20 protein-coding genes are annotated in these 23,535 nt (G+C 67.0%); 15 read left to right on the top strand and 5 right to left on the bottom strand.

What is annotated here, in order from left to right; genetic code table 11:
* Nucleotides 1–26: 26 nt before the first annotated feature.
* From H276_RS0101590 to H276_RS0101600, 3 genes are read left to right on the top strand one after another with little or no spacing between them, the layout of a single operon-like run.
* Nucleotides 27–1,244, top strand: a complete 1,218-nt coding sequence (locus H276_RS0101590; RefSeq protein WP_019969555.1) for a cysteine desulfurase family protein — start codon at nt 27–29, stop codon at nt 1,242–1,244.
* Nucleotides 1,241–2,311, top strand: a complete 1,071-nt coding sequence (gene mnmA, locus H276_RS0101595; protein WP_019969556.1) for a tRNA 2-thiouridine(34) synthase MnmA — start codon at nt 1,241–1,243, stop codon at nt 2,309–2,311. The genes H276_RS0101590 and mnmA overlap by 4 nt, the downstream gene beginning before the upstream one ends.
* A complete protein-coding gene (locus H276_RS0101600; protein ID WP_019969557.1) occupies nt 2,308–3,318 on the top strand; it encodes a methionine synthase in 1,011 nt (336 codons plus the stop codon). Before mnmA ends, H276_RS0101600 begins: the two co-directional genes overlap by 4 nt.
* A gap of 231 nt (nt 3,319–3,549) precedes the next feature.
* Here the strand turns inward: H276_RS0101600 and H276_RS0101605 are convergent, their stop codons facing one another.
* Nucleotides 3,550–3,960, bottom strand: coding sequence for an MmcQ/YjbR family DNA-binding protein (locus H276_RS0101605; protein ID WP_019969558.1), 411 nt, complete (start codon nt 3,958–3,960; stop codon nt 3,550–3,552).
* Nucleotides 3,961–4,026: 66 nt separating this feature from the next.
* Here H276_RS0101605 and H276_RS0101610 point away from each other — a divergent pair, with 66 nt between their 5' ends.
* Nucleotides 4,027–5,460: a multicopper oxidase family protein gene (locus tag H276_RS0101610; protein ID WP_019969559.1), complete on the top strand. Its 1,434-nt coding sequence runs from the start codon at nt 4,027–4,029 to the stop codon at nt 5,458–5,460.
* A 34-nt stretch (nt 5,461–5,494) separates the two neighbouring features.
* Nucleotides 5,495–7,582: an NAD-dependent DNA ligase LigA gene (gene ligA / locus H276_RS0101615; protein WP_019969560.1), complete on the top strand. Its 2,088-nt coding sequence runs from the start codon at nt 5,495–5,497 to the stop codon at nt 7,580–7,582.
* 10 nt (nt 7,583–7,592) lie between these two features.
* Here ligA and H276_RS0101620 read toward each other — a convergent pair whose 3' ends face one another.
* Nucleotides 7,593–8,252, bottom strand: a complete 660-nt coding sequence (locus H276_RS0101620) for an amino acid-binding protein (protein WP_036460472.1) — start codon at nt 8,250–8,252, stop codon at nt 7,593–7,595.
* 113 nt (nt 8,253–8,365) lie between these two features.
* On the opposite strand from H276_RS0101620, the gene gatC reads away from it, so the two are divergent.
* From gatC to gatB, 4 genes are all read left to right on the top strand, one after another.
* Entirely contained in the window at nt 8,366–8,665 is a 300-nt protein-coding gene (gene gatC / locus H276_RS0101625; RefSeq protein WP_019969562.1) for an Asp-tRNA(Asn)/Glu-tRNA(Gln) amidotransferase subunit GatC, read from the top strand.
* Nucleotides 8,662–10,248: an Asp-tRNA(Asn)/Glu-tRNA(Gln) amidotransferase subunit GatA gene (gene gatA / locus H276_RS0101630; protein ID WP_019969563.1), complete on the top strand. Its 1,587-nt coding sequence runs from the start codon at nt 8,662–8,664 to the stop codon at nt 10,246–10,248. The genes gatC and gatA overlap by 4 nt, the downstream gene beginning before the upstream one ends.
* The gene (locus tag H276_RS0101635; protein WP_019969564.1) at nt 10,249–11,280 is read left to right on the top strand and encodes an ATP-dependent 6-phosphofructokinase; all 1,032 of its coding nucleotides are present in this window, start codon (nt 10,249–10,251) and stop codon (nt 11,278–11,280) included.
* Between the two features lie 144 nt (nt 11,281–11,424).
* Complete coding sequence (gene gatB / locus H276_RS0101640; RefSeq protein WP_019969565.1) at nt 11,425–12,930, top strand: Asp-tRNA(Asn)/Glu-tRNA(Gln) amidotransferase subunit GatB; 1,506 nt, start codon at nt 11,425–11,427, stop codon at nt 12,928–12,930.
* Between the two features lie 94 nt (nt 12,931–13,024).
* Here gatB and H276_RS0101645 read toward each other — a convergent pair whose 3' ends face one another.
* Nucleotides 13,025–14,146, bottom strand: a complete 1,122-nt coding sequence (locus H276_RS0101645) for a PQQ-dependent sugar dehydrogenase (protein WP_196807809.1) — start codon at nt 14,144–14,146, stop codon at nt 13,025–13,027.
* 146 nt (nt 14,147–14,292) lie between these two features.
* On the opposite strand from H276_RS0101645, the gene H276_RS0101650 reads away from it, so the two are divergent.
* The gene (locus H276_RS0101650) at nt 14,293–15,141 is read left to right on the top strand and encodes a DoxX family protein (RefSeq protein ID WP_026356466.1); all 849 of its coding nucleotides are present in this window, start codon (nt 14,293–14,295) and stop codon (nt 15,139–15,141) included.
* A gap of 3 nt (nt 15,142–15,144) precedes the next feature.
* Here H276_RS0101650 and H276_RS0101655 read toward each other — a convergent pair whose 3' ends face one another.
* Nucleotides 15,145–15,543, bottom strand: coding sequence for a PH domain-containing protein (locus H276_RS0101655; protein ID WP_019969568.1), 399 nt, complete (start codon nt 15,541–15,543; stop codon nt 15,145–15,147).
* Between the two features lie 296 nt (nt 15,544–15,839).
* On the opposite strand from H276_RS0101655, the gene H276_RS0101660 reads away from it, so the two are divergent.
* Genes H276_RS0101660 through ilvC form a run of 3 tightly spaced genes read left to right on the top strand, consistent with a single transcriptional unit; the run spans nt 15,840 to nt 19,344 of the window.
* Nucleotides 15,840–17,738 carry an acetolactate synthase large subunit gene (locus tag H276_RS0101660; RefSeq protein ID WP_019969569.1) on the top strand — a complete coding sequence of 633 codons (1,899 nt, stop codon included), beginning with the start codon at nt 15,840–15,842 and terminating at the stop codon, nt 17,736–17,738.
* Nucleotides 17,739–17,772: 34 nt separating this feature from the next.
* Nucleotides 17,773–18,285: an acetolactate synthase small subunit gene (ilvN, locus tag H276_RS0101665; RefSeq protein ID WP_026356468.1), complete on the top strand. Its 513-nt coding sequence runs from the start codon at nt 17,773–17,775 to the stop codon at nt 18,283–18,285.
* A 57-nt stretch (nt 18,286–18,342) separates the two neighbouring features.
* Complete coding sequence (gene ilvC, locus H276_RS0101670; protein WP_196807822.1) at nt 18,343–19,344, top strand: ketol-acid reductoisomerase; 1,002 nt, start codon at nt 18,343–18,345, stop codon at nt 19,342–19,344.
* An 85-nt stretch (nt 19,345–19,429) separates the two neighbouring features.
* On the opposite strand, the gene H276_RS0101675 is transcribed toward ilvC, so the two are convergent.
* Nucleotides 19,430–20,857 (bottom strand): NAD(P)/FAD-dependent oxidoreductase, encoded by a 1,428-nt coding sequence (locus H276_RS0101675; RefSeq protein ID WP_019969572.1) that lies wholly within the window; start codon nt 20,855–20,857, stop codon nt 19,430–19,432.
* 59 nt (nt 20,858–20,916) lie between these two features.
* Here H276_RS0101675 and serA point away from each other — a divergent pair, with 59 nt between their 5' ends.
* Entirely contained in the window at nt 20,917–22,503 is a 1,587-nt protein-coding gene (serA, locus tag H276_RS0101680) for a phosphoglycerate dehydrogenase (RefSeq protein WP_019969573.1), read from the top strand.
* Entirely contained in the window at nt 22,500–23,510 is a 1,011-nt protein-coding gene (locus tag H276_RS0101685; RefSeq protein ID WP_019969574.1) for a 3-isopropylmalate dehydrogenase, read from the top strand. Before serA ends, H276_RS0101685 begins: the two co-directional genes overlap by 4 nt.
* Nucleotides 23,511–23,535 lie beyond the last annotated feature (25 nt).

The following is a 23,535-nucleotide window of genomic DNA, read 5'->3' on the forward strand; positions in this document are numbered from 1 at the left end:
CCGGTCGCGGCTATCCTGGGAGCGTTATGGCTGCCTCACCGACCGTGTCCTCGGGTGCGCAGGTCTACCTCGATCACGCCGCCAGCACCCCGATGCACCCTGCTGCCATCGAGGCGATGACGACTGTGCTGGCCACCGTGGGTAACGCATCGTCGTTGCACGGATCGGGCCGGCTGGCCCGGCGCCGGATGGAGGAGTCCCGCGAGACGCTGGCCCAGCTGCTGGGAGCGCGGCCCTCGGAGGTCATCTTCACCGCCGGCGGCACCGAAAGCGACAACCTGGCGGTCAAGGGCATCTACTGGGCCCGCCACGATGCCGAGCCCACGCGGCGTCGGATCGTGACCAGTCCGGTGGAACACCACGCGGTGCTCGACGCCGTGGAGTGGCTGGTCGAGCACGAGGGTGCCGAGGTCACATGGCTGCCGGTCGGCCCGGACGGTGCGGTGATCCCCGAAGCTCTGCGGGCTGCGCTGCAGGAGCACGACGACGTGGCGCTGGTATCGATCATGTGGGCAAACAACGAGGTCGGCACCATCATGCCGATCACCGAGCTGGCAGCGGTCGCCACGGAGTTCGGGGTGCCGATGCACAGCGATGCCGTGCAGGCGGTCGGTCAGATCCCGGTCGACTTCGGGGCCAGCGGGCTGGCGGCGATGAGCGTGGCCGCGCACAAGTTCGGCGGGCCTGCCGGCACCGGGGTATTGCTGTTGCGTCGGGACGTCGCATGCGTGCCATTGCTGCACGGCGGTGGCCAGGAACGTGACATCCGTTCGGGCACACCGTTTGTGGCCGGCGCTGTCGGCATGGCGGCGGCTGCGAAGGTGGCGATCGACGGGATGGCGGTCAACAGCGCACGGCTACGCGCGTTGCGGGATCGGCTGATCGAGGGCGTATTGGCCACCATCGATGACACCCACGTCAACGGTGCCGCTGACACGGGACGACTCCCCGGCAACGCGCACTTCACTTTCCGTGGTTGTGAAGGCGATTCGTTGTTGATGCTGCTCGACGCCAAGGGCATCGAATGCTCGACCGGATCGGCCTGCACGGCCGGGGTGGCGCAGGCCTCTCATGTGCTGATCGCAATGGGCGCCGACCCGGCCACGTCCCGCGGATCGTTGCGACTGTCGTTGGGGCACAACAGCACCGACGCCGACGTGGACGCTGCACTTGAGGTACTGCCGGGCGCGGTGGAGCGAGCCCGGCTGGCGGCGCTGGCAAGTTCCGGAACGGCCCGCTCATGAGGGTGCTGGTCGCGATGAGCGGTGGAGTGGATTCGTCGGTGGCGGCCGCCCGTATGGTCGACGCCGGCCATGAGGTCGTCGGCGTGCATTTGGCGCTGTCGTCCGCGCCGGGCACCCTGCGCACCGGATCGCGGGGATGCTGTTCCAAGGAGGATGCCGGTGACGCCCGTCGCGTCGCGGACGTGCTCGGGATCCCGTTCTACGTCTGGGATTTCGCCGACAGGTTCAAAGACGATGTGATCGACGACTTCGTCGAGGCCTACGCTCGCGGTGAGACCCCGAATCCGTGCGTGCGGTGCAACGAGCGGATCAAGTTCTCCGCACTGTCGGTCCGGGCCTTGGCACTGGGTTTCGACGCCGTCGCGACGGGTCACTACGCGCGACTGGAAGACGGCAGGCTGCGCCGCGCGGTCGACGCTGACAAGGATCAGTCGTACGTGCTGGGTGTGCTGACCGCCGAGCAGCTTCGACATGCGCTGTTCCCGATCGGTGACACGCCCAAGCCGCAGATCCGTGAAGAAGCTGCCGCCCGTGGGCTGGCAGTCGCCGAAAAGCCCGACAGCCACGACATCTGCTTCATCCCGTCAGGGGACACCCAAGCTTTTCTCGGCGCGCGTATCGGGGTGCGCCGCGGCTCGGTGATCGATTCCAGCGGCACAGTGCTCGCCGAACACGAAGGCGTGCACGGTTTCACCATCGGTCAGCGCAAGGGCCTGGGCATCGCAGGGCCCGGCGCCGACGGCAGGCCTCGGTATGTGACCGCGATCGACGCGGAAACCGGCACCGTCCGCGTCGGATCGGCCGAGGACCTCGAGGTGCGGCAGCTGTCGGGAGAGAACCCGGTCTTCACCAGTGGCGTCGCTCTGGACGGACCTGTGGAGTGCCAGGTGCAGGTGCGGGCGCACGGTGGGATCGCCGACGTCGTGGCAGAGCTGATCGACGGCCGCCTGATAGTGAACCTGCGGACACCGCTGCGGGGCGTCGCACCTGGGCAGACCATGGTGCTCTACCGTCCCGATCCGGACGGCGACGAGGTCATCGCCAGCGCCACCATCACACGCCCGTGAGCGCTTTCGCCGCCGCGACCGGTATCGGGTCCTGGCCGGGCACCGCCGCGCGGCCGGCCGCCGAGGTCGTCGTCGGCGAACTGCACACGCTGACCCATCTGGTGGAACTGCCCGCCCGCGGCATCGGCGCCGACATGATCGGTCGGGCGGGGGCGCTGCTGGTCGACGTCGGCATCGACACCGTGCCGCGCGGCTACCGCATCGCATCGGGCCGCAGTGCCGCGCTGCGCCGCGCGGTGAGTCTGCTGGGCGAGGACGTCGATGCGCTCGAGGAGGCCTGGGAAAAGGCCGGGCTGCGCGGCAGCGGGCGCATCGTGAAAGTCCAGGCGCCCGGGCCCATCACGCTGGCCGCACAGCTGGAACTGTCCGGCGGGCATCGGGCCATCACCGACCCGGGTGCGGTACGCGACCTCGCCGCATCTTTGGCCGAGGGGCTGGCGCAGCATCGGGCCGACGTCGCGCGGAGGTTGGACACGACCGTGGTGGTGCAGCTCGACGAGCCGTCGTTGCCGGCCGCGCTGGCAGGTCGGTTGACCGGGGTGACCAGCTTGTCGCCGGTGCATCCGGTCGACGAAACCGTCGCCATGGGTTTGCTCGACGGCTGCATCGAGCGTGTCGGCGCCGAGACCGCCGTGCACAGCTGCGCTCCGGGCTTACCGTGGAAAGGCTTGCTGCGCAGCACTGTTCACGCTGTTTCCGTCGATCTTTCGACCCTGGCCCCGGCTGATCTGGACGGTATCGGCGAGTTCGTCGACGCCGGACGCACAGTGCTGCTCGGGGTGGTGCCGGCCACCGTGCCCGAACGCAGGCCGTCGGTCGAAGAGGTCGCCAAGGCGGTCGTGACGGTCACCGACCGGCTGGGTTTCGCCCGTGAGGTGTTGCGGGACCGGATCGGCATCACCCCGGCGTGCGGACTGGCCGGTGCGACGCCCGAGTGGGCGCGGGTCGCGGTCGAGCTCGCGCAGAAGACCGCCGACGGCTTTGCGCAGGATCCGGACGCCATCTAACGCCCAATAGGCAACCGAAAGGTTGCGTATAGCAGCGCAGATCGGATCGAAGAGCCTCCCGCTGCCCCGATTTGTCACGCTGGAGTGGCTCTCGACATCGAGAGCCACTCCAGCGTGACAAAGTGGGTGTGGTTCGGCGCTAACGCACGGCGACTTCGGCGCTAACGCATCACCGACGCCCGATGACGCGCGCGACCAGTGCACCGACATCGGCAACAGGGCTCGCGGAACTCATGGTTCGTCCAGTCGGCGTTCGTCGAGTTGCTTGATGAGCTTGCGGGAAGCCACGAGCCGGAACGAGGCGTCGACCAGCTCGGTTACTTCGGCCCAATCCACCTTCGTCGCAGTGAAATCCAAACCCAGCCAGCCATGGGGGCCCATGTAGGCCGGGAAGAAGAACCGGCTGTCCTGCTCCAGTGCCCGTCTGTCGCTGTCGTCGACCTTGATCAGCAGCGAGTACGGATACGGCACCATCCCCTTACTGGCCTTGACGTTGCCGCCGTACATGGCGAACATCTTCGGCGCGCAGAACACCGGCCTACCCCACGACACTTTCTCGAACGCCTCTGGTAAGTCCAGCGCGATGCCGCGTAGCTCGGTCAGTCCCGGATCGTTGTCGCCGAACATGATCGGATGCGGCATGTCGCCACCCTAGCCGGAGCCGCTAAAACGCTGTCGCAAACCGGTGCGCAGTGCCACGCTGAAACGATGATCGACCGGCGGTGTTTTCTGGTGCTGTCGGCGGTCGGGGCGGCAGGTCTGGTGGGCGCCTGCTCGTCGCGAAACGCAACCCCTACGGCCACGAGCAGTGCCCCGGGCAAGCCGGTCGAAGTCGCATTCACGGCCGCCGAATCCGATGTCGACCTCGGGGGCGTCGCGGTCCGAACCTGGACCTACACCGGCACGGTGCCCGCCACAGAAATTCGGCTCCGCAAGGGCCAGCGGCTGCGGGTGCCGGTGACCAACCGGCTGCCTCAGGAAACCACCGTGCACTGGCATGGTCTGGCAATCCCGAACGACATGGACGGGGTGCCGGTGCTGACTCAGCAGGCAATCGCCCCGGGCTCGAACTTCACCTACGAGTTCGTCGTCCCCGATGCGGGCACCTACTACCTGCACTCGCACGTCGGGACTCAGCTGGACCGTGGCATGTACGGTCCGCTCATCATCGAAGATCCGGCGGATGGTGCGGACTACGACGATGAGCTCGTCGTGGTGCTCGACGACTGGATCGACGGCACCGGCACCAATCCGGATCAGGTCGCCGAGAACCTCAAGATCAACGGGATGAGACCGATGGCCGGTGGGGGACCGATGGTGACTCCGACGATGCCACTGGGCGATGACGGCGGCGACGTCACCTATCCGTACTTCCTCGTCAACGGTCGCACCACCAAGGACCCGCAGATCGTCGATTACCGTTCCGGACAACGTGTTCGGCTGCGGATCATCAACGCGGGCGCCGACACCGCGTTCCGCGTCGCGGTGCCCGGCTGCGAGCTCGATGTCACTCACACCGACGGTTATCCGATGCACCGGCACCGTACCGAGACGGTGATCCTCGGCATGGGTGAACGCGCCGACGCGATCGTGACACTGACCTCATCGGTGCCGCTGATCGCCGCGGCGGAGGGCAAGGACGGCCATGCACAACTGAACCTGCGGGTGGACGCCAAGTCGTCGAGCCCCGACGTCGCCGGGTTGGTGAAGACGCTGCGCACGCAGCAGCCGCTGAACACCGCCACCCTCACACCGGCCGCAGAAGTTGTTCTGCCACAAAGAAATCCAGACCAGATCGTGGAGCTGAGGCTGGCCGGTCCGATGGCCGGCTACACCTGGCCGATCAACGGCAAGCTCTACGACCCGCCCAACAACGGCATCGGGCTCACGAAAGACAAGCGGGTCCGGATCCGATTCGTCAGCGATTCGATGATGTTCCATCCCATGCACCTGCACGGCCATACCTTCCAGGTCGTCGGTCCGCAGGGCCCTCGGGCACGCAAGGACACCGTTCTGGTGCCGCCTGGGCAGACCGTCGAGGTGGACTTCGACACCGACAACCCCGGTCGGTGGATCGTGCATTGCCACAACGACTACCACCTTGGCGGCGGTATGGCGACATTCTTCGCCTACGACGCATGAGTCTGCTGTCAGCAAGCTCCGATAATCTGCGGAGGTGACCTCGAGCGACCCTGAAGACGCTGACCTGCGACGACGTTGGCAGGAGCTGGCCGACGAGGTACGTGAACACCAGTTCCGCTACTACATCAGGGATGCGCCGGTCATCTCCGACGCGGAGTTCGACGCGATGTTTCGCGAACTGCAGGCGCTCGAGGACACCCACCCCGAGCTGCGAACCCCGGATTCACCGACCCAGCTGGTCGGCGGGGCGGGTTTCGCCACCGACTTCACGCCAGCCCAGCATCTGGAGCGCATGTTGTCGCTGGACAACGTGTTCGATTCCGACGAGTTGTCGGCATGGGCGGCCCGGATCAGTGGCGAGATCGGTGATGCCGCGCATTATTTGTGCGAGTTGAAGATCGACGGAGTGGCACTGGCGCTGGTCTACCGCGACGGACGACTGGTCCGGGCCGCCACTCGCGGTGACGGTCGCACCGGCGAGGACGTCACCCTCAACGCACGCACCATCGACGACATCCCCGAGCGGCTCACGCCTTCCGATGAGTTCCCGGTGCCCGCGGTGCTCGAAGTGCGTGGTGAAGTGTTCTTCCGGGTCGCCGACTTCGAAGATCTCAACGCCGGGTTGGTCGCCGAGGGCAAGCCGCCTTTCGCCAACCCGCGCAACAGTGCGGCGGGATCGCTGCGGCAGAAGAATCCGGCGGTGACCGCGCGGCGCAAGCTGCGGATGATCTGCCATGGTCTGGGCCATATAGAAGGCAATGGGGGCTTCCCGTTCAAGACGCTGCATGACGCCTACCGCGCCCTGGGGCAATGGGGATTACCGGTCTCGATTCACACCACCAAGGTTTCCGGCGTTGCCGCGGTCGCCGAGCGCATCTCCTACTGGGGCGAACACCGGCACGAGGTCGATCACGAAATCGACGGTGTGGTGGTCAAAGTCGACGAGGTGGCACTGCAGCGCAGGCTCGGCGCCACGTCGCGTGCTCCGCGCTGGGCCGTGGCCTACAAATACCCGCCCGAGGAAGCCACGACCAAGCTGCTCGACATCAGGGTCAGCGTCGGCCGCACCGGCCGGGTCACCCCGTTTGCCTACATGGAACCGGTCAAGGTGGCCGGTTCCACGGTCGGCCTGGCGACCTTGCACAACGCCACCGAGGTCAAGCGCAAGGGCGTGCTGATCGGCGACACCGTCGTCATCCGCAAGGCCGGCGACGTCATCCCCGAGGTGCTCGGCCCGGTCGTCGACCTGCGGGACGGCTCCGAGCGTGAATTCGTCATGCCCACACACTGTCCCGAATGCGGTACCCGCCTGGCGCCGGCGAAGGAGGGCGACGCCGACATCCGCTGCCCGAACACCCGTAGTTGCCCAGCGCAGCTGCGGGAACGGGTGTTTCATGTCGCGGGCCGTGGCGCGTTCGACATCGAGGGGCTGGGGTACGAGGCCGCGACGGCGCTGCTGGCGGCCGGGGTGATCACCGACGAGGGCGATCTGTTCACTCTGACCGCCGACGATCTGCTGCGCACCGAACTGTTCACCACCAAGGCCGGTGAATTGTCCGCGAACGGCAAACGCCTGCTGGCCAATCTCGGCAAGGCGAAGGCCCAGCCGTTGTGGCGGGTGTTGGTCGCACTGTCCATTCGTCACGTCGGGCCGACCGCGGCGCGAGCACTGGCCACCGAGTTCGGCAGCCTGGACGCCATCGTCGCGGCGTCAGAGGAACAACTCGCCGCGGTCGAAGGCGTCGGACCTACCATTGCCGCGGCGGTGGTGGAGTGGTTCGCCGTCGACTGGCACCGGGCAATCGTCGACAAATGGAGTGCAGCCGGGGTACGAATGGCCGACGAGCGCGACGCCAGTGTCGAGCGCACGCTGGAAGGCCTGTCGATTGTGGTCACCGGTTCGTTGCCCGGGTTCTCCCGCGACGAGGCCAAGGAGGCCATCATCGCCCGCGGCGGCAAAGCCGTGGGTTCGGTATCGAAGAAGACGGCCTATGTCGTCGCCGGGGACGCACCCGGATCGAAATACGACAAGGCGGTCGAACTCGGCGTTGCGATCGTCGACGAGGACGGATTCCGGAAGTTGCTCGCAGAAGGGCCCGCACCTGAAGGCGGTGCGGAGTAGCGGCCCGACCTCACCGCAGAATCGTCCCCACGATCCCGGCCAGGTAGCCCAGCCGGGCCACCTCTGACGGCCGGAAACCGGGTCCGCCGGGGCGCCCCAGCAGCACCGCGGTGTCGTGGTCGCCCAACGGTGCGGCAGCCAGGGTGGTAGCCATGTCCCGCCACAGCTGTGGTACCCAGTCCGCGGTGCCGTTCAGCGTCTTGGCATGTTCCAGCGGCAGCCAGGGTGCGGACGGGAGATGGGTTTCGGGTGCGCCGCGACTGCCGGCGAGTCGCTCGACGCCGGTTGCGGTCGCCCGCAGCACCGTGCACCAGCCGACCCGCAGCACCGGGGCCGCCTCCTCGGCGAGAACCTGAAGCCGCGCGGCGCGTCCTGTGGCGGCCGCCACGTGGTCGATCAGTTCGAGTTCTCGGTGCGCCTCCAGTAGGCCGGTGTGTGGTCGGATGCTGTCGACGTAGACGCCGGTCAAGTTCTCGGCCGCGGTGATCAGGGCGTCGGGCATGGACCCGGCGGGCAGTTCGACCACCAGATCGTCAATCGCGAATCCCGCACTGCGCTCGACGACGTCGAGCGACAAGATGTCGGCACCTACGGAGCCCAGCGCGACCGCCAGTGAACCGAGACGGCCTGGACGATCCTCCAGCTGGACCCGCAGCAGATAGGAAGGCACGCGCAACACTGTTGCACAACGGTGCGCCGCGGGCATTCCGAGCGGCCCGCGCGCGACCGCTTCGCTCGTGCCCGCTGCCACCAGCTCAGGCACAGTGACTAGGCTGCTTTGTCGTGTCGCAGATCTCCCGAGACGAGGTTGCCCACCTGGCGCATCTGGCCCGGTTGGCGCTGACCGAAGACGAGTTGGACAGTTTCGCCGGCCAACTCGACGCCATCCTTGGCCACGTCGGCCGGATCCAGTCCGTCGACGTCACCGGCGTCGAAGCCACCGACAACCCACTCAAAGCCGTCAACGTCACGCGGCCCGATGTCGTCGCACTGAGCCTGACCCAGGACCAGGCGCTGGCCGCGGCGCCCAGGGCAGAGGACGGGCGGTTCGCGGTGCCGCGGATCCTGGGGGAACCTGAATGACCGATCTCACCCGCTGTGACGCAGTGACCCTCGGCACCCAGATCGCTGCCGGCGAGGTCACCTCCACCGAGGTCACCCAGGCACACCTGGACCAGATCGCCGCCACCGATGAGCGCTTCCACGCGTTCCTGTACGTCGGTGCCGAGCAGGCGCTGGCCGCCGCCGCCGCCGTCGACCGTAAGGTTGCCGCGGGCGAATCACTGGCCTCGCCGCTGGCCGGTGTGCCGCTCGCGCTCAAGGACGTCTTCACCACCACCGATGCGCCGACCACGGCCGGGTCGAAGATCCTTCAGGGCTGGCGCTCGCCGTACGACGCGATGGTGACCGCCAAGCTGCGCGCGGCCGGTATCCCGATCCTCGGCAAGACCAACATGGACGAGTTCGCCATGGGCAGCTCGACCGAGAACTCCGCATACGGCCCGACCCGCAACCCTTGGAACACCGACCGGGTGCCGGGCGGCTCCGGCGGTGGCAGCGCCGCGGCACTGGCGGCGTTCCAGGCGCCGTTGGCCATCGGTACCGACACCGGCGGGTCGATCCGCCAGCCCGCCGCGCTCACAGCCACTGTCGGCGTCAAGCCCACTTACGGCACGGTCAGCCGGTACGGACTGATCGCGTGCGCATCGTCGCTGGACCAGGGTGGTCCGTGTGCCCGCACCGTGCTCGACACCGCGCTGCTGCACGAGGTCATCGCCGGCCACGACCCGCGGGATTCCACCTCGATCGACGTCCCGGTGCCCGATGTGGTGGGTGCGGCCAAGGCCGGCGCACAGGGCGACCTCAAGGGTGTTCGGGTCGGTGTGATCAAGCAGCTGCGTGGTGAGGGCTATCAACCCGGTGTGCTCGCGTCGTTCAACGCGGCTGTCGAGCAGATCACTGCGCTCGGCGCGGAGGTCACCGAGGTGGACTGCCCGAACTTCGAACATGCGATGGCGGCCTACTACCTGATCCTGCCTTCGGAGGTGTCCAGCAATCTGGCGCGCTTCGACGCCATGCGGTACGGCCTGCGGGTCGGCGACGACGGCACGCACAGCGCCGAAGAGGTCATGGCGCTGACCAGGGCCGCCGGTTTCGGTCCGGAAGTCAAGCGCCGCATCATGATCGGCACCTACGCGTTGTCGGCCGGGTATTACGACGCGTACTACAACCAGGCCCAGAAGGTCCGGACGCTGATCGCCCGCGACCTGGAACGCGCCTACGAAAGCGTCGACGTACTGGTCTCGCCGACGACCCCGACCACCGCGTTCGCGCTGGGGGAGAAGGTCGACGATCCACTGGCCATGTACCTGTTCGACCTGTGCACCTTGCCACTGAACCTGGCCGGGCACTGTGGCATGTCGGTTCCGTCAGGGCTCTCGCCCGACGACGGCCTGCCGGTCGGACTGCAGATCATGGCCCCGGCACTGGCCGATGACCGGCTCTACCGGGTCGGCGCTGCCTACGAAGCGGCTCGCGGCCCGGTTGTGGGCGCGCTCCAGGTGCCGCCGGACCGCGATCTGGGTACAGTTTCGGCGCTCGCCCAGCAGGCACCTGGCCGGCCGGGCAAGATAGAGCACATGCGCACACAAGGAGCAGATGAGTAGATGCGTATCGGAGTCCTGACCGGCGGTGGCGACTGCCCTGGTCTGAACGCGGTGATCCGTGCGGTGGTGCGTACCTGTGATGTGCGGTACGGATCGACTGTCGTCGGCTTCCAGGACGGCTGGCGAGGTCTGCTGGAAGACCGGCGGGTCCAGCTCAAGAACGACGACCGCAACGATCGGTTGCTCGCCAAAGGCGGCACCATGCTGGGCACCGCGCGGGTGAATCCCGACGAACTGCGGGCCGGGCTACCCCAGATCAAGCAGACGTTGGAGGACAACGGCATCGATGTGCTGATCCCCATCGGCGGGGAAGGCACGCTGACCGCGGCGCACTGGCTGTCCGAGGAGAAGGTCCCGGTGGTGGGCGTGCCCAAGACCATCGACAACGACATCGATTGCACCGACGTCACTTTCGGCCACGACACGGCGCTGCAGGTCGCCACCGAGGCCATCGACCGCCTGCACAGCACCGCCGAATCTCACCAACGGGTGATGCTCGTGGAGGTGATGGGTCGCCACGCAGGGTGGATTGCCCTCAACGCCGGCATGGCCTCCGGCGCGCACATGACGCTGATTCCCGAGCATCCGTTCGACGTCGAAGAGGTCTGCCGGTTGATCAAACAGCGCTTCGTGCGCGGTGATTCGCATTTCATCTGCGTCGTCGCCGAGGGCGCCAAGCCCGTCGAGGGGTCGATGGAACTGCGCGACGGCGGTATCGACGAGTTCGGCCATATCCGGTTCACCGGCGTCGCCCACCAACTGGGTATGGAGATCGAGAAGCGGATCAAGAAGGAAGTGCGCACCACGGTGCTCGGTCACGTGCAGCGCGGCGGGACGCCGACGGCCTACGACCGGGTGCTGGCCACCCTGTTCGGGGTTAATGCCGCCGACGCTGCGCACGCCGGTGAGTACGGGATGATGGTGTCGCTGCGGGGTGAGGACATCGGCCGGGTGCCATTGGCCGACGCCACCCGTCGACTCAAGCTGGTGTCGCAGAGCCGTTACGACGACGCGGCCGAGTTCTTCGGCTGAGCGAGCCTGCGCTGAGTTCCTCAGGCGAGCAGACACTGCGGTACTCGAAACCCGGCGTGTCGGGGACCGCCATGTCTGCTCGCCGAGCTGACTCCGGGAGTGCACCCGGCGCCGGCCTGAACCTGCCCAATTAGGATCGTGTCCATGTCTGTTGCCGCGGAACTTCTTGACTACGACGACGTACTCGCCGCCTATGAGCCCGTGATGGGTATGGAGGTGCACGTCGAACTCGCCACGGCGACCAAGATGTTCTGTGGCTGCGCAAACCGGTTCGGTGCCGAGCCCAACACCCAGGTGTGTCCCGCGTGCCTCGGCCTGCCGGGTTCCCTGCCGGTACTCAACGAGGCCGCGGTGGAGTCGGCGATCCGCGTCGGGCTCGCGTTGAACTGCCAGATTGCACCGTGGGGCCGGTTCGCCCGCAAGAACTACTTCTATCCCGATCAGCCGAAGAACTATCAGATCTCGCAGTATGACGAGCCGATCGCGGTCAACGGCTATCTCGACGTTCCGCTCGACGACGGCACCACCTTCCGGGTGGAGATCGAACGCGCCCACATGGAGGAGGACACCGGCAAGCTGACCCACCTGGGCAGTGACACCGGCCGGATCGCCGGGGCCACCACATCGCTGGCCGACTACAACCGTGCCGGAGTTCCGCTGATCGAGATCGTCACCAAACCCATCGAGGGCACCGGGGAACACGCGCCGGAGATCGCACGCGCCTACGTCACCGCGCTGCGGGACCTGTTGCGCGCGCTGGGCGTCTCCGACGTGCGGATGGATCAAGGGTCGATGCGCTGCGACTCGAACGTGTCGCTGAAGCTCAAGGGCGCACCGGAGTTCGGGACCCGGACCGAGACCAAGAACGTCAACTCGCTCAAAAGTGTCGAGGTCGCGGTGCGCTACGAGATGCGTCGGCAGGCCGCCGTGCTGCAGGCGGGTGGCATCGTGACGCAGGAGACCCGCCACTTCCACGAGGACGGTTACACCACCGCGGGCCGCAGCAAGGAGACCGCGCAGGATTATCGCTACTTCCCCGAGCCCGACCTCGAACCCGTCGCGCCGAGCGCCGAGTTGGTGGACCGACTGCGGACCACCATCCCCGAGCTCCCGTGGTTGGCGCGCAAGCGAATTCAGCAAGAGTGGGGTATCTCCGACGAGGTGATGCGCGATCTGGTCAATGCCGGTGCCGTCGAACTCGTCGCCGCCACTGTCGCGCACGGCGCGTCCAGCGAGGGTGCGCGTGCCTGGTGGGGCAACTTCCTGGTGCAGAAGGCCAATGAAACCGGGGTGGCCGTGTCCGACTTACCGATCACCCCGGCGCAGGTCGCGGCGGTACTGAAGCTGGTCGACGACGGAAAGCTCTCCACCAAGCTGGCCCGTCAGGTGGTCGAGGGTGTGCTGGCCGGCGAGGGCGAGCCCGAACAGGTGATGAATGATCGCGGCTTGGCGCTGGTCCGTGACGATTCGCTGATCCAGGCCGCCGTCGACGAGGCGTTGGCGGCCAATCCCGGTATCGCGGAGAAGATCCGCGGTGGCAAGGTCCAAGCCGCGGGTGCGGTCGTGGGTGCGGTGATGAAGGCGACCAAGGGTTCGGCCGACGCGGCCCGCGTGCGGGAACTCGTGCTGGCGGCCTGCGGACAGGGATAGTCGCTCAGCCCGCCCCCCGGCGAACGAGACCGCCGCGGGTTGAGGCCGTCGGCCGAAAGATCCGCAGGTATCCGCGCAAGCGCGGCGTTGGATATCAGGTCTTGTCGGCGTTGCTGCGGGGGAAGCCACCGCCCTGTGGGAACAGTGGGAAGACGACGTCGTCGAGTTTCTCGGCGTCGCCGGCGGTCCGGTTAACCGTCGCGCCCCACACGTTGCCGTCGGGGGAGAGCTGCAGGGCCCAGGCGTGGCCGCGGGTGTTGTCCCGAAGCACTTCGGGCTCCCCGGTGACCGCGCCGGTGTCCTTGGCCAACCGCACCGCGACGGTCTGCTTGGTGTTGACCAGGTTGACCAGCACCGTGCCGTCGAGGGCTGCGCATCCGGCCACCCCCGGCTTGTCCGGCCAGGTCCACACCGTCGACACCTTGGAGTCCTTGGTGATGCGCTGCAGCCGATCGGCGGTCGGGGTGCGGTCGGTGACGTACAGCGAGCCGTCGGTGGGGTCGATGCACATTCCGCCGCCGGCGCCCAAGCCGCTCAGCGCCGTGGTCACCGGGGCCTGGTTGACCGTCGTGGGCTGTTCGATGCGCAGCACCTTGCCCGCGAGCGAAGCCGGGTCGGCCGCCGCGGCCGGGTCACCTGCGTCGCCGGTCTGTACCAGCAGGGTGGTGGGACTGGTGAAGATCAGCGACCCCGTGTTGCCGGTCGCGCCTTTGGGGATTCCGGTCAGGATCGGCTTGGGCGGATCGGTGTTGGCGATACGCACGACGCGGTTGTCGGTCGGCGTGCTGATGTAGGCATACATCAGCCGGTCCTGGGCGTAGGTGGGCGACAGGACGATGTCGAGCAGGCCGCCGTCCCCGGTCGGGTCGACCGGGATGACCAGCTTGACCTCCGGTTCGGACTTGGTGGACACCTCTTTGACGGCGCCGGTGAGGCGTTCCGCGACGAGCGCCGACTGGCTGTCGGGGCCCATGATCAACCCGCTGGTGGTGTCGAGGCACCCTTGCATCACCCCGGGTGCGGGGCATGCCTTGGGGAATGGTTTGGCGGGCAGCGGCGGCGGGGGTGGGGGTGACGATGATGGCGGCGGCCCCATCTGAGGCTCGGTGGTGAACGGCTCCGACTGGGCCGCGTTGAACCGCGCACATCCCGAGCCGGCCAACATCACGGCACACACAACGGCGGCCACCACCGATATCCGCCGACGCGATTCCATGCCGCCAGGTTACGGATCGTGGCTGAGTGCCTGCCACGCTGGGCAACGGTGTCCGGTGCCGTGACGGTGCTTCAGGGGCTAATACCAGGCAGAAGCGCCGGGGTAAATACCCGGTTCCGGCTTGACTTGCACTTACCCTGGGCTGCGTGACCAGTCACTCGCAGGACCCACTCGCTTGGCAGAGACCAGATAGTTCGGGCACCGGCGACTCCGCCAGACCTGCCACGGCGAGCCTGGTCGACCCCGAAGACGATTTGCCATCGGCGTCGTACGGCGGTGATTTCGAGACCACCGCCATCCCGCGGTACGACTCCGCCAAGTCGGATGACCAGCCAGTTTTCCCGTTCATGGGCGAGCCGGAGCCGCTGCCCTACGTGCAGCCCGCCCCCCCGCCCCTCGGGTCGTACGGCGCTGAACCCACCGAGATCGAACGCGACGGTCTGCTCGATGACCGGATCAAAACAGCAGGTCGACGCGGCACCCAGGACCTAGGCCTGCTGATCCTGCGCGTAGCCGTGGGCGGGCTGCTGATCATCCACGGCTTGCAGAAGGCATTCGGCTGGTGGGGCGGCCCCGGCCTCGACGGGTTCAAGACCTGGCTGCAGCAGGCAGGCTTCCAGCACGCCGACATCGTGACCTACGCCGCGACCGGCGGCGAGCTGGCCATCGGTGTACTACTGGTTCTCGGCCTCTTCACCCCGGTTGCCGCGGCCGGCGCACTGGCCTACCTGATCAACGGCGTGCTGGTCGATGTCATGGCCGCGCATAACGATGCCCGCCTGTCGTCCTTCCTCACCGACGGTCACGAATACCGGCTGATCCCGGTTGTCGTCGCTGCCGCGCTGGTCCTGACCGGCCCGGGCCGGTACGGCTTCGATGCCGGACGCGGCTGGGCGCGGCGCCCGTTCGTCGGCTCGTTCGTGGCGCTCTTGGTGGGCATCGGTGCCGGTGTCGGTTTGTGGGTGCTGCTCAACGGCGGAAACCCGCTGCGCTGAGCGTCACGCGTACGGGTTGGGTACCCGTCCGCCACTCACCTCGGCCAACAGCGGCAGCGTCGCGAACGTGACCGCGGGCAGGCGCAGATCCGACCCGTCGCGCAGGTGAGCGATGGCCCACGACGACCGGTCGAAACGCAGGCCGTCGATCTCCGACCACGCTACGTTCCGGCTGCCCAGCAGCGAGCGGGCGGTCACCGTGTCGTGATCGGCGATGGTCCGGTATCGGATGATCGCGTAGGACAGCCCGATCGGCAGGATCAACAGGGGCATAGCCCACATGGGATTGGTGAGCACCAGCGTCAGGAGTCCGAGCGCAAAGAATCCGACCGCGATGTGCGCCATCGGGGACATTCGGATGACGACCGGTTTGGTTGCGGATCGAGAACTCACGTCGTCCATCCTTACATTGGGCGGCGTCGGATTCGGCCCGGTGTCCGGCCGGTCGCCTGGGGCCTCGCCGCAATTTGACCTTCGACCAGTACGGCAGCTACCGTCAATGGTTATGCAGATCCCGGGGATGCTCGTAGTAATTGGTTGGCGCGTTGATGCCGCGCTGGCCCTCTGCCGGGCATAGCCACAGCATCGACGCGCCACCCTCGTACAGCAGCCTGCTGACGGGGGTTTTTTGTTGCCCCCAGCGCGCCAGACATCATTGACAACCGAGATTTCCGCGAAGAGAACGTGAAGAGGAAACCGTGAGCGCACCGACAACGCGACCGCCGGAACATTCGGCCACCCCGGCCAACGGCGCGTCAACCGCCGCATACTCCACGCAGCCGCAGTCGAAAAGGGTTGCGCCACACCAGCTGACCGGTGCCCAGGCGGTCATCCGTTCGCTGGAGGAGATCGGCGTCGACGTCATCTTCGGCATCCCCGGTGGCGCGGTGCTGCCCGTCTACGATCCGCTGTTCGACTCGCAGAAGCTGCGCCACGTGCTCGTCCGCCACGAACAGGGTGCCGGGCACGCCGCGAGCGGGTACGCGCACGCCACCGGCAAGGTCGGCGTGATGATGGCCACGTCCGGTCCGGGGGCAACCAATCTGGTGACGCCGCTGGCCGATGCTCAGATGGATTCGATTCCGGTGGTGGCAATCACCGGTCAGGTCGGCCGCAGCCTGATCGGCACCGATGCCTTCCAGGAAGCCGACATCTGCGGCATCACGATGCCGATCACCAAGCACAACTTCCTGGTGCGCAACGGCGACGACATTCCCAAGGTCATCGCCGAGGCCTTCCACATCGCCGCAAGCGGACGGCCCGGAGCAGTTCTCGTCGATATCCCCAAGGACGTCCTGCAGGGCCAGTGCACGTTCAGCTGGCCGCCGCGCGTCGACCTGCCCGGCTACAAGCCGAACACCAAGCCGCACAACCGCCAGATCCGCGAAGCCGCCAAGCTCATCTCGGAGGCCAGCAAGCCGGTGCTCTACGTCGGCGGCGGCGTCATCCGCGGTGACGCCAGTGAGCAGCTGCTGGAACTGGCCGAGCTGACGGGCATTCCCGTGGTGACCACGCTGATGGCCCGCGGCGCGTTCCCGGACAGTCACCCTCAGCACATGGGTATGCCCGGCATGCACGGCACCGTTGCGGCGGTCGCGGCGCTGCAACGCAGCGATCTGCTGATCGCGCTGGGCACCCGCTTCGACGACCGGGTGACCGGGCAGCTGTCCTCGTTTGCGCCCGAGGCCAAGGTCATCCACGCCGACATCGATCCCGCCGAGATCGGCAAGAACCGGCACGCCGACGTCCCGATCGTGGGCGACATCAAAGCCGTCATCACCGAGCTGACCGAGGCGCTGCGCAAGATCGGCACCAGTTTCGGCGGGCAGGAGCGCAGCGACGGGGGGCTCAGCGGAGTGACGCTCAAACTGGACAGCTGGTGGCAGTACCTGTCCGGCATCAAGTCCACCTATCCGCTGAGCTACGGGCCGCAGAGTGACGGCAGCCTGAGCCCCGAGTACGTGATCGAGACACTGGGCAAGCTGGCCGGCCCGGATGCCGTGTACGTCGCCGGCGTGGGTCAGCACCAGATGTGGGCCGCGCAGTTCGTCAAGTACGAGAACCCGCGCACGTGGATCAACTCAGGTGGTCTCGGAACGATGGGCTTCGCGGTGCCTGCGGCGATGGGTGCGAAGTTCGCCCGTCCGGAGGCCGAGGTGTGGGCGATCGATGGCGACGGCTGCTTCCAGATGACCAATCAGGAGTTGGCCACCTGTGCGCTGGAGGGTGCACCGATCAAGGTTGCACTGATCAACAACGGCAACCTCGGCATGGTGCGGCAGTGGCAGACACTTTTCTACGACGAGCGGTACAGCCAGACCAACCTGGCCACGCATTCCCATCGGATCCCGGACTTCGTGAAGCTGGCCGAGGCGCTGGGCTGCGTCGGATTGCGTTGTGAGCGTGCCGAAGACGTCGAGGATGTCATCCGCCAGGCTCAGGCCATCAACGACCGACCGGTGGTGATCGACTTCATCGTCGGTGCCGACGCGCAGGTGTGGCCGATGGTCGCCGCAGGCACCAGCAACGACGAGATCATGGCGGCCCGGAACATTCGGCCGTTGTTCGACGACGAAGACGGCGAGGGGCATGCCTGATGAGCGCTCGCGCGAAGAAGAGAGAGCACTGATGATGAGTAGCGGAACGCCTACCCACACCCTGTCGGTGCTCGTCGAGGACAAGCCTGGCGTGCTGGCCCGCGTGGCTTCGCTGTTCTCCCGCCGTGGTTACAACATCCAGTCGCTTGCGGTCGGTGCCACCGAGCAGAAGGACATGTCCCGGATGACCATCGTGGTCAGCGTCGAGGACTCTCCGCTGGAGCAGATCACCAAGCAGCTCAACAAGCTGATCAACGTGATCAAGATCGTCGAGCAGGACGAGGACAATGCGGTGGCCCGCGAGTTGGCCCTGATCAAAGTGCGGGCCGATGCCTCCACCCGTAGCCAGGTGATCGAAGCGGTGAACCTGTTCCGCGCCAAGGTTGTCGACGTTTCGACCGAGTCGTTGACAGTTGAGGCCACCGGCACACAGGAGAAATTGGAAGCCCTATTGCGCGTCCTGGAGCCGTACGGTATCCGGGAGCTCGCGCAGTCCGGTGTGGTGTCGGTGTCACGCGGTCCGCGCGGCATCGGGACCGCAAAGTAGCGTCAAGATCAAAGCGGTAGAGCTAGAAAGAGAAGGAACTTACTTATGGCAGTCGAGATGTTCTACGACGATGACGCCGATCTGTCGATCATCCAGGGTCGCAAGGTCGGTGTGATCGGCTACGGCAGCCAGGGCCACGCGCATTCGTTGTCGCTGCGTGACTCGGGCGTGCAGGTCAAGGTCGGCCTCAAGGAAGGCTCGAAGTCCCGCGAGAAGGTCGCCGAGCAGGGCCTCGAGGTCGACACTCCGGCCGAGGTGGCCAAGTGGGCCGACGTCATCATGGTGCTGGCTCCCGACACCGCCCAGGCCGAGATCTTCAAGAACGACATCGAGCCGAACCTCGAAGACGGCAATGCGCTGTTCTTCGGCCACGGCCTCAACATCCACTTCGGCCTGATCAAGCCGCCGGCCAATGTGACCGTCGGCATGGTCGCCCCCAAGGGTCCGGGCCACCTGGTGCGTCGTCAGTTCGTCGACGGCAAGGGCGTGCCCTGCCTGATCGCCATCGACCAGGACCCCAAGGGTGAGGGTCAGGCGCTGGCGCTGTCCTACGCGGCTGCCATCGGTGGCGCCCGTGCCGGTGTCATCAAGACCACCTTCAAGGAAGAGACCGAGACCGACCTGTTCGGTGAGCAGGCCGTGCTGTGCGGTGGCACCGAGGAATTGGTCAAGACCGGTTTCGAGGTCATGGTCGAGGCCGGCTACGCCCCCGAGATGGCCTACTTCGAGGTGCTGCACGAGCTCAAGCTCATCGTCGACCTGATGTACGAGGGCGGCATCGCGCGGATGAACTACTCGGTGTCCGACACGGCGGAGTTCGGTGGCTACCTGTCCGGCCCGCGCGTCATCGACGCCGACACCAAAGAGCGGATGCGGGCGATCCTCAAGGACATTCAGGACGGCACCTTCGTCAAACGACTGGTCGCCAACGTCGAGGGCGGCAACAAGGAGCTCGAGGGGCTGCGCAAGCAGAACGCCGAGCACCCGATCGAGGTCACCGGCAAGAAGCTGCGCGACCTGATGAGCTGGGTCGACCGGCCGATCACCGAGACGGCTTAGTTCTTCACCGCGAGCGTGCGTGTCTGCTGCCCGGCACTTCGTGATCGGGCAGCATTACACGCACGCTCGCGGTGCGGGGGGTTGGTTATGGCGCCAGCTGAGGCAGTGTGGTGATACCGAATTCGCGTTTCAGCACAGTCCGGGCGGCGTAGTAGCCGGACATACCGTGCACCCCGCCGTTCGGCGGAGCCGCCGCCGAACAGAGATAGGCCTTGGGGATCGGGGTGCTCCAGGGAACCAGTCGCAGCGTGGGACCGGCCAGTGCGCGCCATGCGCTGTTAGCCCCGCCGGTGATGTCCCCGGCGGTGAGGTTGGCATTGTGCTCGGCCAGCTGCGACGCGGGGACGCTGCGGGCTGCCACCACGATGTCGCGGAATCCGGGCGCGAAACGCTCCATGATCTCGATGACCGCGCCGGTCTGGTCGACGGGCGAGTCCTGCGGCACGTGTACGTAGCTCCAGAACGGTCGACGACCTTGGGCATCAATTCGTTTCGGGTCGGCGACGTGCGGCGACGCACCCAGCACCATGGGCCAGTCGGCGTGCCGGCCGCGGGCGATCTCACGTTCCGCCCGCGCCATCTGTGGGCGGTCGCCGCCCAGGTGGAAGGTGACGGCGTGGGCCAGCCGGGCGTCGCACCAGGGGATTTTGTCGGACAACACGAAGTCGACCTTGGCCACTCCGGGGTTTGGGCGCAGCCGACGCAGCACCGCGGCGTACCGCGACGGCAGCCGACGGCCGTAGACGTTCAACAACGCCTTGGCCGGGGTGTCGTAGAGCACCACGCCTTCGGGCGGTTCCGTGACCGGTTCGCCGAGCACCAATTCGCCGCCGTGGCTTAGGAAATCGGCAATCAAAGCGTCAGCGATGGCCTGACTGCCTCCGGTCGGTACCGGCCATCCGACCGAGTGCGCAAGCACTGCCAGCATCATGCCCAGCCCGGAGGACGTCATCGACGGCATGTGCGAAACTGCGTGTGCGGCAACGCCACTGAACAATGCGCGGGCGTCCTCACCGCGTAGCAGCCCCCAGGCCGGGGTGCCCTGCGTCAGCGTCCGCAGCACGAGCCTGGCCGAGGTCAACAGGTCGGGCGGCAGGGATCTCTTGTCGCCCAGCACGAACGCGGCCGCCGCCTGACTGTGGTCCACCATCGGCCCCAGCAGCCATCGCCACGACGCCCCGTCGCTCAGCTCGGCACAGGTGCGGTTGAGGTCGCGGTAGGCCAGTGCTGCCGGCTTTCCGGGCAGCGGATTGGCGTACGAGATCTCCGGCACGTTCAAATCGATACGATCCGTCAGCCCGAACTCCGTGAAGAACGGCGACGCGTACGCCAACGGATGTATCGCTGAGCAGACATCGTGGTGGACGCCGGGGTATTCGGGGTCGGCTGTGGTGCGCGTGCCGCCACCGGCCGTCGGCTGGCCCTCGATCACCCGAACCGACAGGCCGGCGCGTGCGCAGATGACGGCTGCAGCCAGACCATTGGGGCCGCTCCCGACCACGGTGACGTCCACGCCACCAGTAGACCGCACGCGGTGCGGGTGTGGTAAGCCGCACACACTAGGCTGTCCGCGTGAGTCTTCCCGTTGTACTGATCGCTGACAAGCTCGCCGAATCCACCGTCGCCGCTCTCGGCGACCAAGTCGAGGTCCGTTGGGTCGACGGACCGGACCGCGAGAAACTCCTGGCTGCTGTGCCCGAGGCCGATGCCTTGCTGGTCCGTTCGGCCACCACCGTCGACGCGGAGGTGCTCGCCGCCGCGCCCAAGCTGAAGATCGTCGCCCGCGCCGGTGTCGGTTTGGACAACGTCGACGTCGACGCTGCCACCACTCGCGGTGTCCTGGTCGTCAACGCTCCTACCTCGAACATCCACAGCGCCGCCGAGCATGCGCTGGCGCTGCTGCTGTCAGCGGCCCGGCAGATCCCTGCCGCCGACGCGACCCTGCGCGAGCACGCCTGGAAGCGCTCGTCGTTCTCCGGCACCGAGATCTTCGGCAAGACCGTGGGTGTTGTCGGCCTGGGCCGCATCGGTCAGCTGGTTGCCCAGCGCCTGGCGGCGTTCGGTGCGCACATCGTGGCCTATGACCCTTACGTGTCGCAGGCGCGTGCGGCCCAGCTCGGCATCGAGCTGGTGACCCTCGACGAGCTGCTCGGCCGCGCCGACTTCATCTCGATCCACCTGCCCAAGACGAAGGAGACTGCCGGCCTGATCGGCAAGGAGAACCTCGCCAAGACCAAGCTGGGCGTGATCATCGTCAACGCTGCGCGCGGTGGCTTGATCGATGAGCAGGCGCTGGCCGATGCGATCACCAGTGGCCACGTGCGGGCCGCCGGTCTCGACGTGTTCGCCACCGAGCCCTGCACTGACAGCCCGCTGTTCGAGCTGCCGCAGGTCGTCGTCACCCCGCACCTGGGTGCTTCAACCGAGGAAGCCCAGGACCGGGCCGGCACCGATGTCGCCGCCAGTGTGAAGTTGGCGCTGGCCGGAGAGTTCGTGCCGGACGCGGTCAACGTCGGTGGCGGCGCAGTCGGTGAAGAAGTGGCTCCGTGGCTGGATCTGGTGCGCAAGCTGGGCTTGTTGGTCGGTGTCCTGTCCGATGCGCCGCCGGTGTCGCTCGGCGTTCAGGTCCGTGGCGAATTGGCCTCCGAAGACGTTGAGATCCTGAAGCTTTCGGCGCTGCGCGGATTGTTCTCGGCGGTGGTCGACGAGCAGGTGACGTTCGTCAACGCACCCGCGCTGGCCGCCGACCGCGGGGTGGCGACCGAGATCAGTACTGCCACCGAGAGCCCCAACCACCGCAGCGTCGTCGACGTGCGCGCGGTCCACGCCGACGGTTCGTCACTCAACGTGGCGGGCACGTTGTCCGGGCCTCAGGAGGTGGAGAAGATCGTCCAGATCAACGGTCGCAGCTTCGACCTGCGTGCCGAGGGCTACAACCTCATCGTGAACTACACCGATCAGCCGGGCGCACTCGGCAAGATCGGCACGTTGCTCGGCAGTTCCAACGTCAACATCATCGCCGCCCAACTGAGCCAGGACACCACCGGTAACCACGCCACCGTGATGCTGCGTCTGGATCAAGACGTCCCCGACGATGTGCGCGCCGCGATCGCTTCGGCGGTCGGTGCCACCACGTTGGAAGTGGTTGATCTGTCGTGAAACTAGCGATCATCGCCGGCGACGGCATTGGTCCGGAGGTCATCGCCGAGGCCGTCAAGGTCCTCGACGCGGTTCTTCCCGGTGTGGAGAAGACCGAGTACGACCTGGGCGCGCAGCGCTACCACGCGACCGGCGAACTGCTCACCGAGGAGACCATCGAGGAGCTGCGCGGCTACGACGCCATCCTGCTCGGCGCCATCGGTGACCCGTCGGTGCCCCCCGGCGTGCTGGAACGCGGCCTGCTGCTGAAGCTGCGTTTCGCGCTCGACCACCATGTCAACCTGCGGCCGGGACGGCTGTATCCCGGTGTCAGCAGCCCGCTTTCGGGCGTGTCTGACATTGATTTCGTCGTGGTCCGCGAGGGCACCGAGGGTCCCTACACCGGTAACGGCGGTGCGCTGCGCGTCGGTACACCGCATGAGGTGGCCACCGAGGTCAGCGTCAACACGGCATACGGCGTGGAGCGGGTTGTGCGTGACGCGTTCGTTCGGGCTCAGGCGCGGCGCAAGCATCTGACGCTGGTGCACAAGACGAATGTGCTGGCCTTCGCCGGGGGCCTGTGGTCGCGCGTGGTCGCCGAGGTGGGCCAGGAATTCCCAGACGTCGAGGTTGCCTACCAACACATCGACGCGGCCACCATTCACATGGTCACCGACCCGGGCCGGTTCGATGTCATCGTCACCGACAACCTGTTCGGCGACATCATCACCGACCTGGCCGCCGCGGTGTGTGGCGGTATCGGACTGGCGGCCAGCGGCAACATCGATGCGACGCGAACCAACCCGTCCATGTTCGAGCCTGTGCACGGCAGCGCGCCCGATATCGCCGGGCAGGGCATCGCCGATCCGACCGCTGCGGTGATGAGCGTGGCGCTGCTGCTGGCTCATGTCGGGGAAACCGATGCGGCCGCACGGGTGGACAAGGCCGTGTCCGAACATCTGGCCACCCGCGGCGACACCAAGCTGTCCACCAGTGAGGTCGGCGAGCGGATCTTGTCGCTGCTGTAGTTGTGGCGGCGTTCGGTCGGCCTGG

The organism is Mycobacterium sp. 141 (assembly GCF_000382405.1).
Lineage (GTDB): Bacteria > Actinomycetota > Actinomycetes > Mycobacteriales > Mycobacteriaceae > Mycobacterium.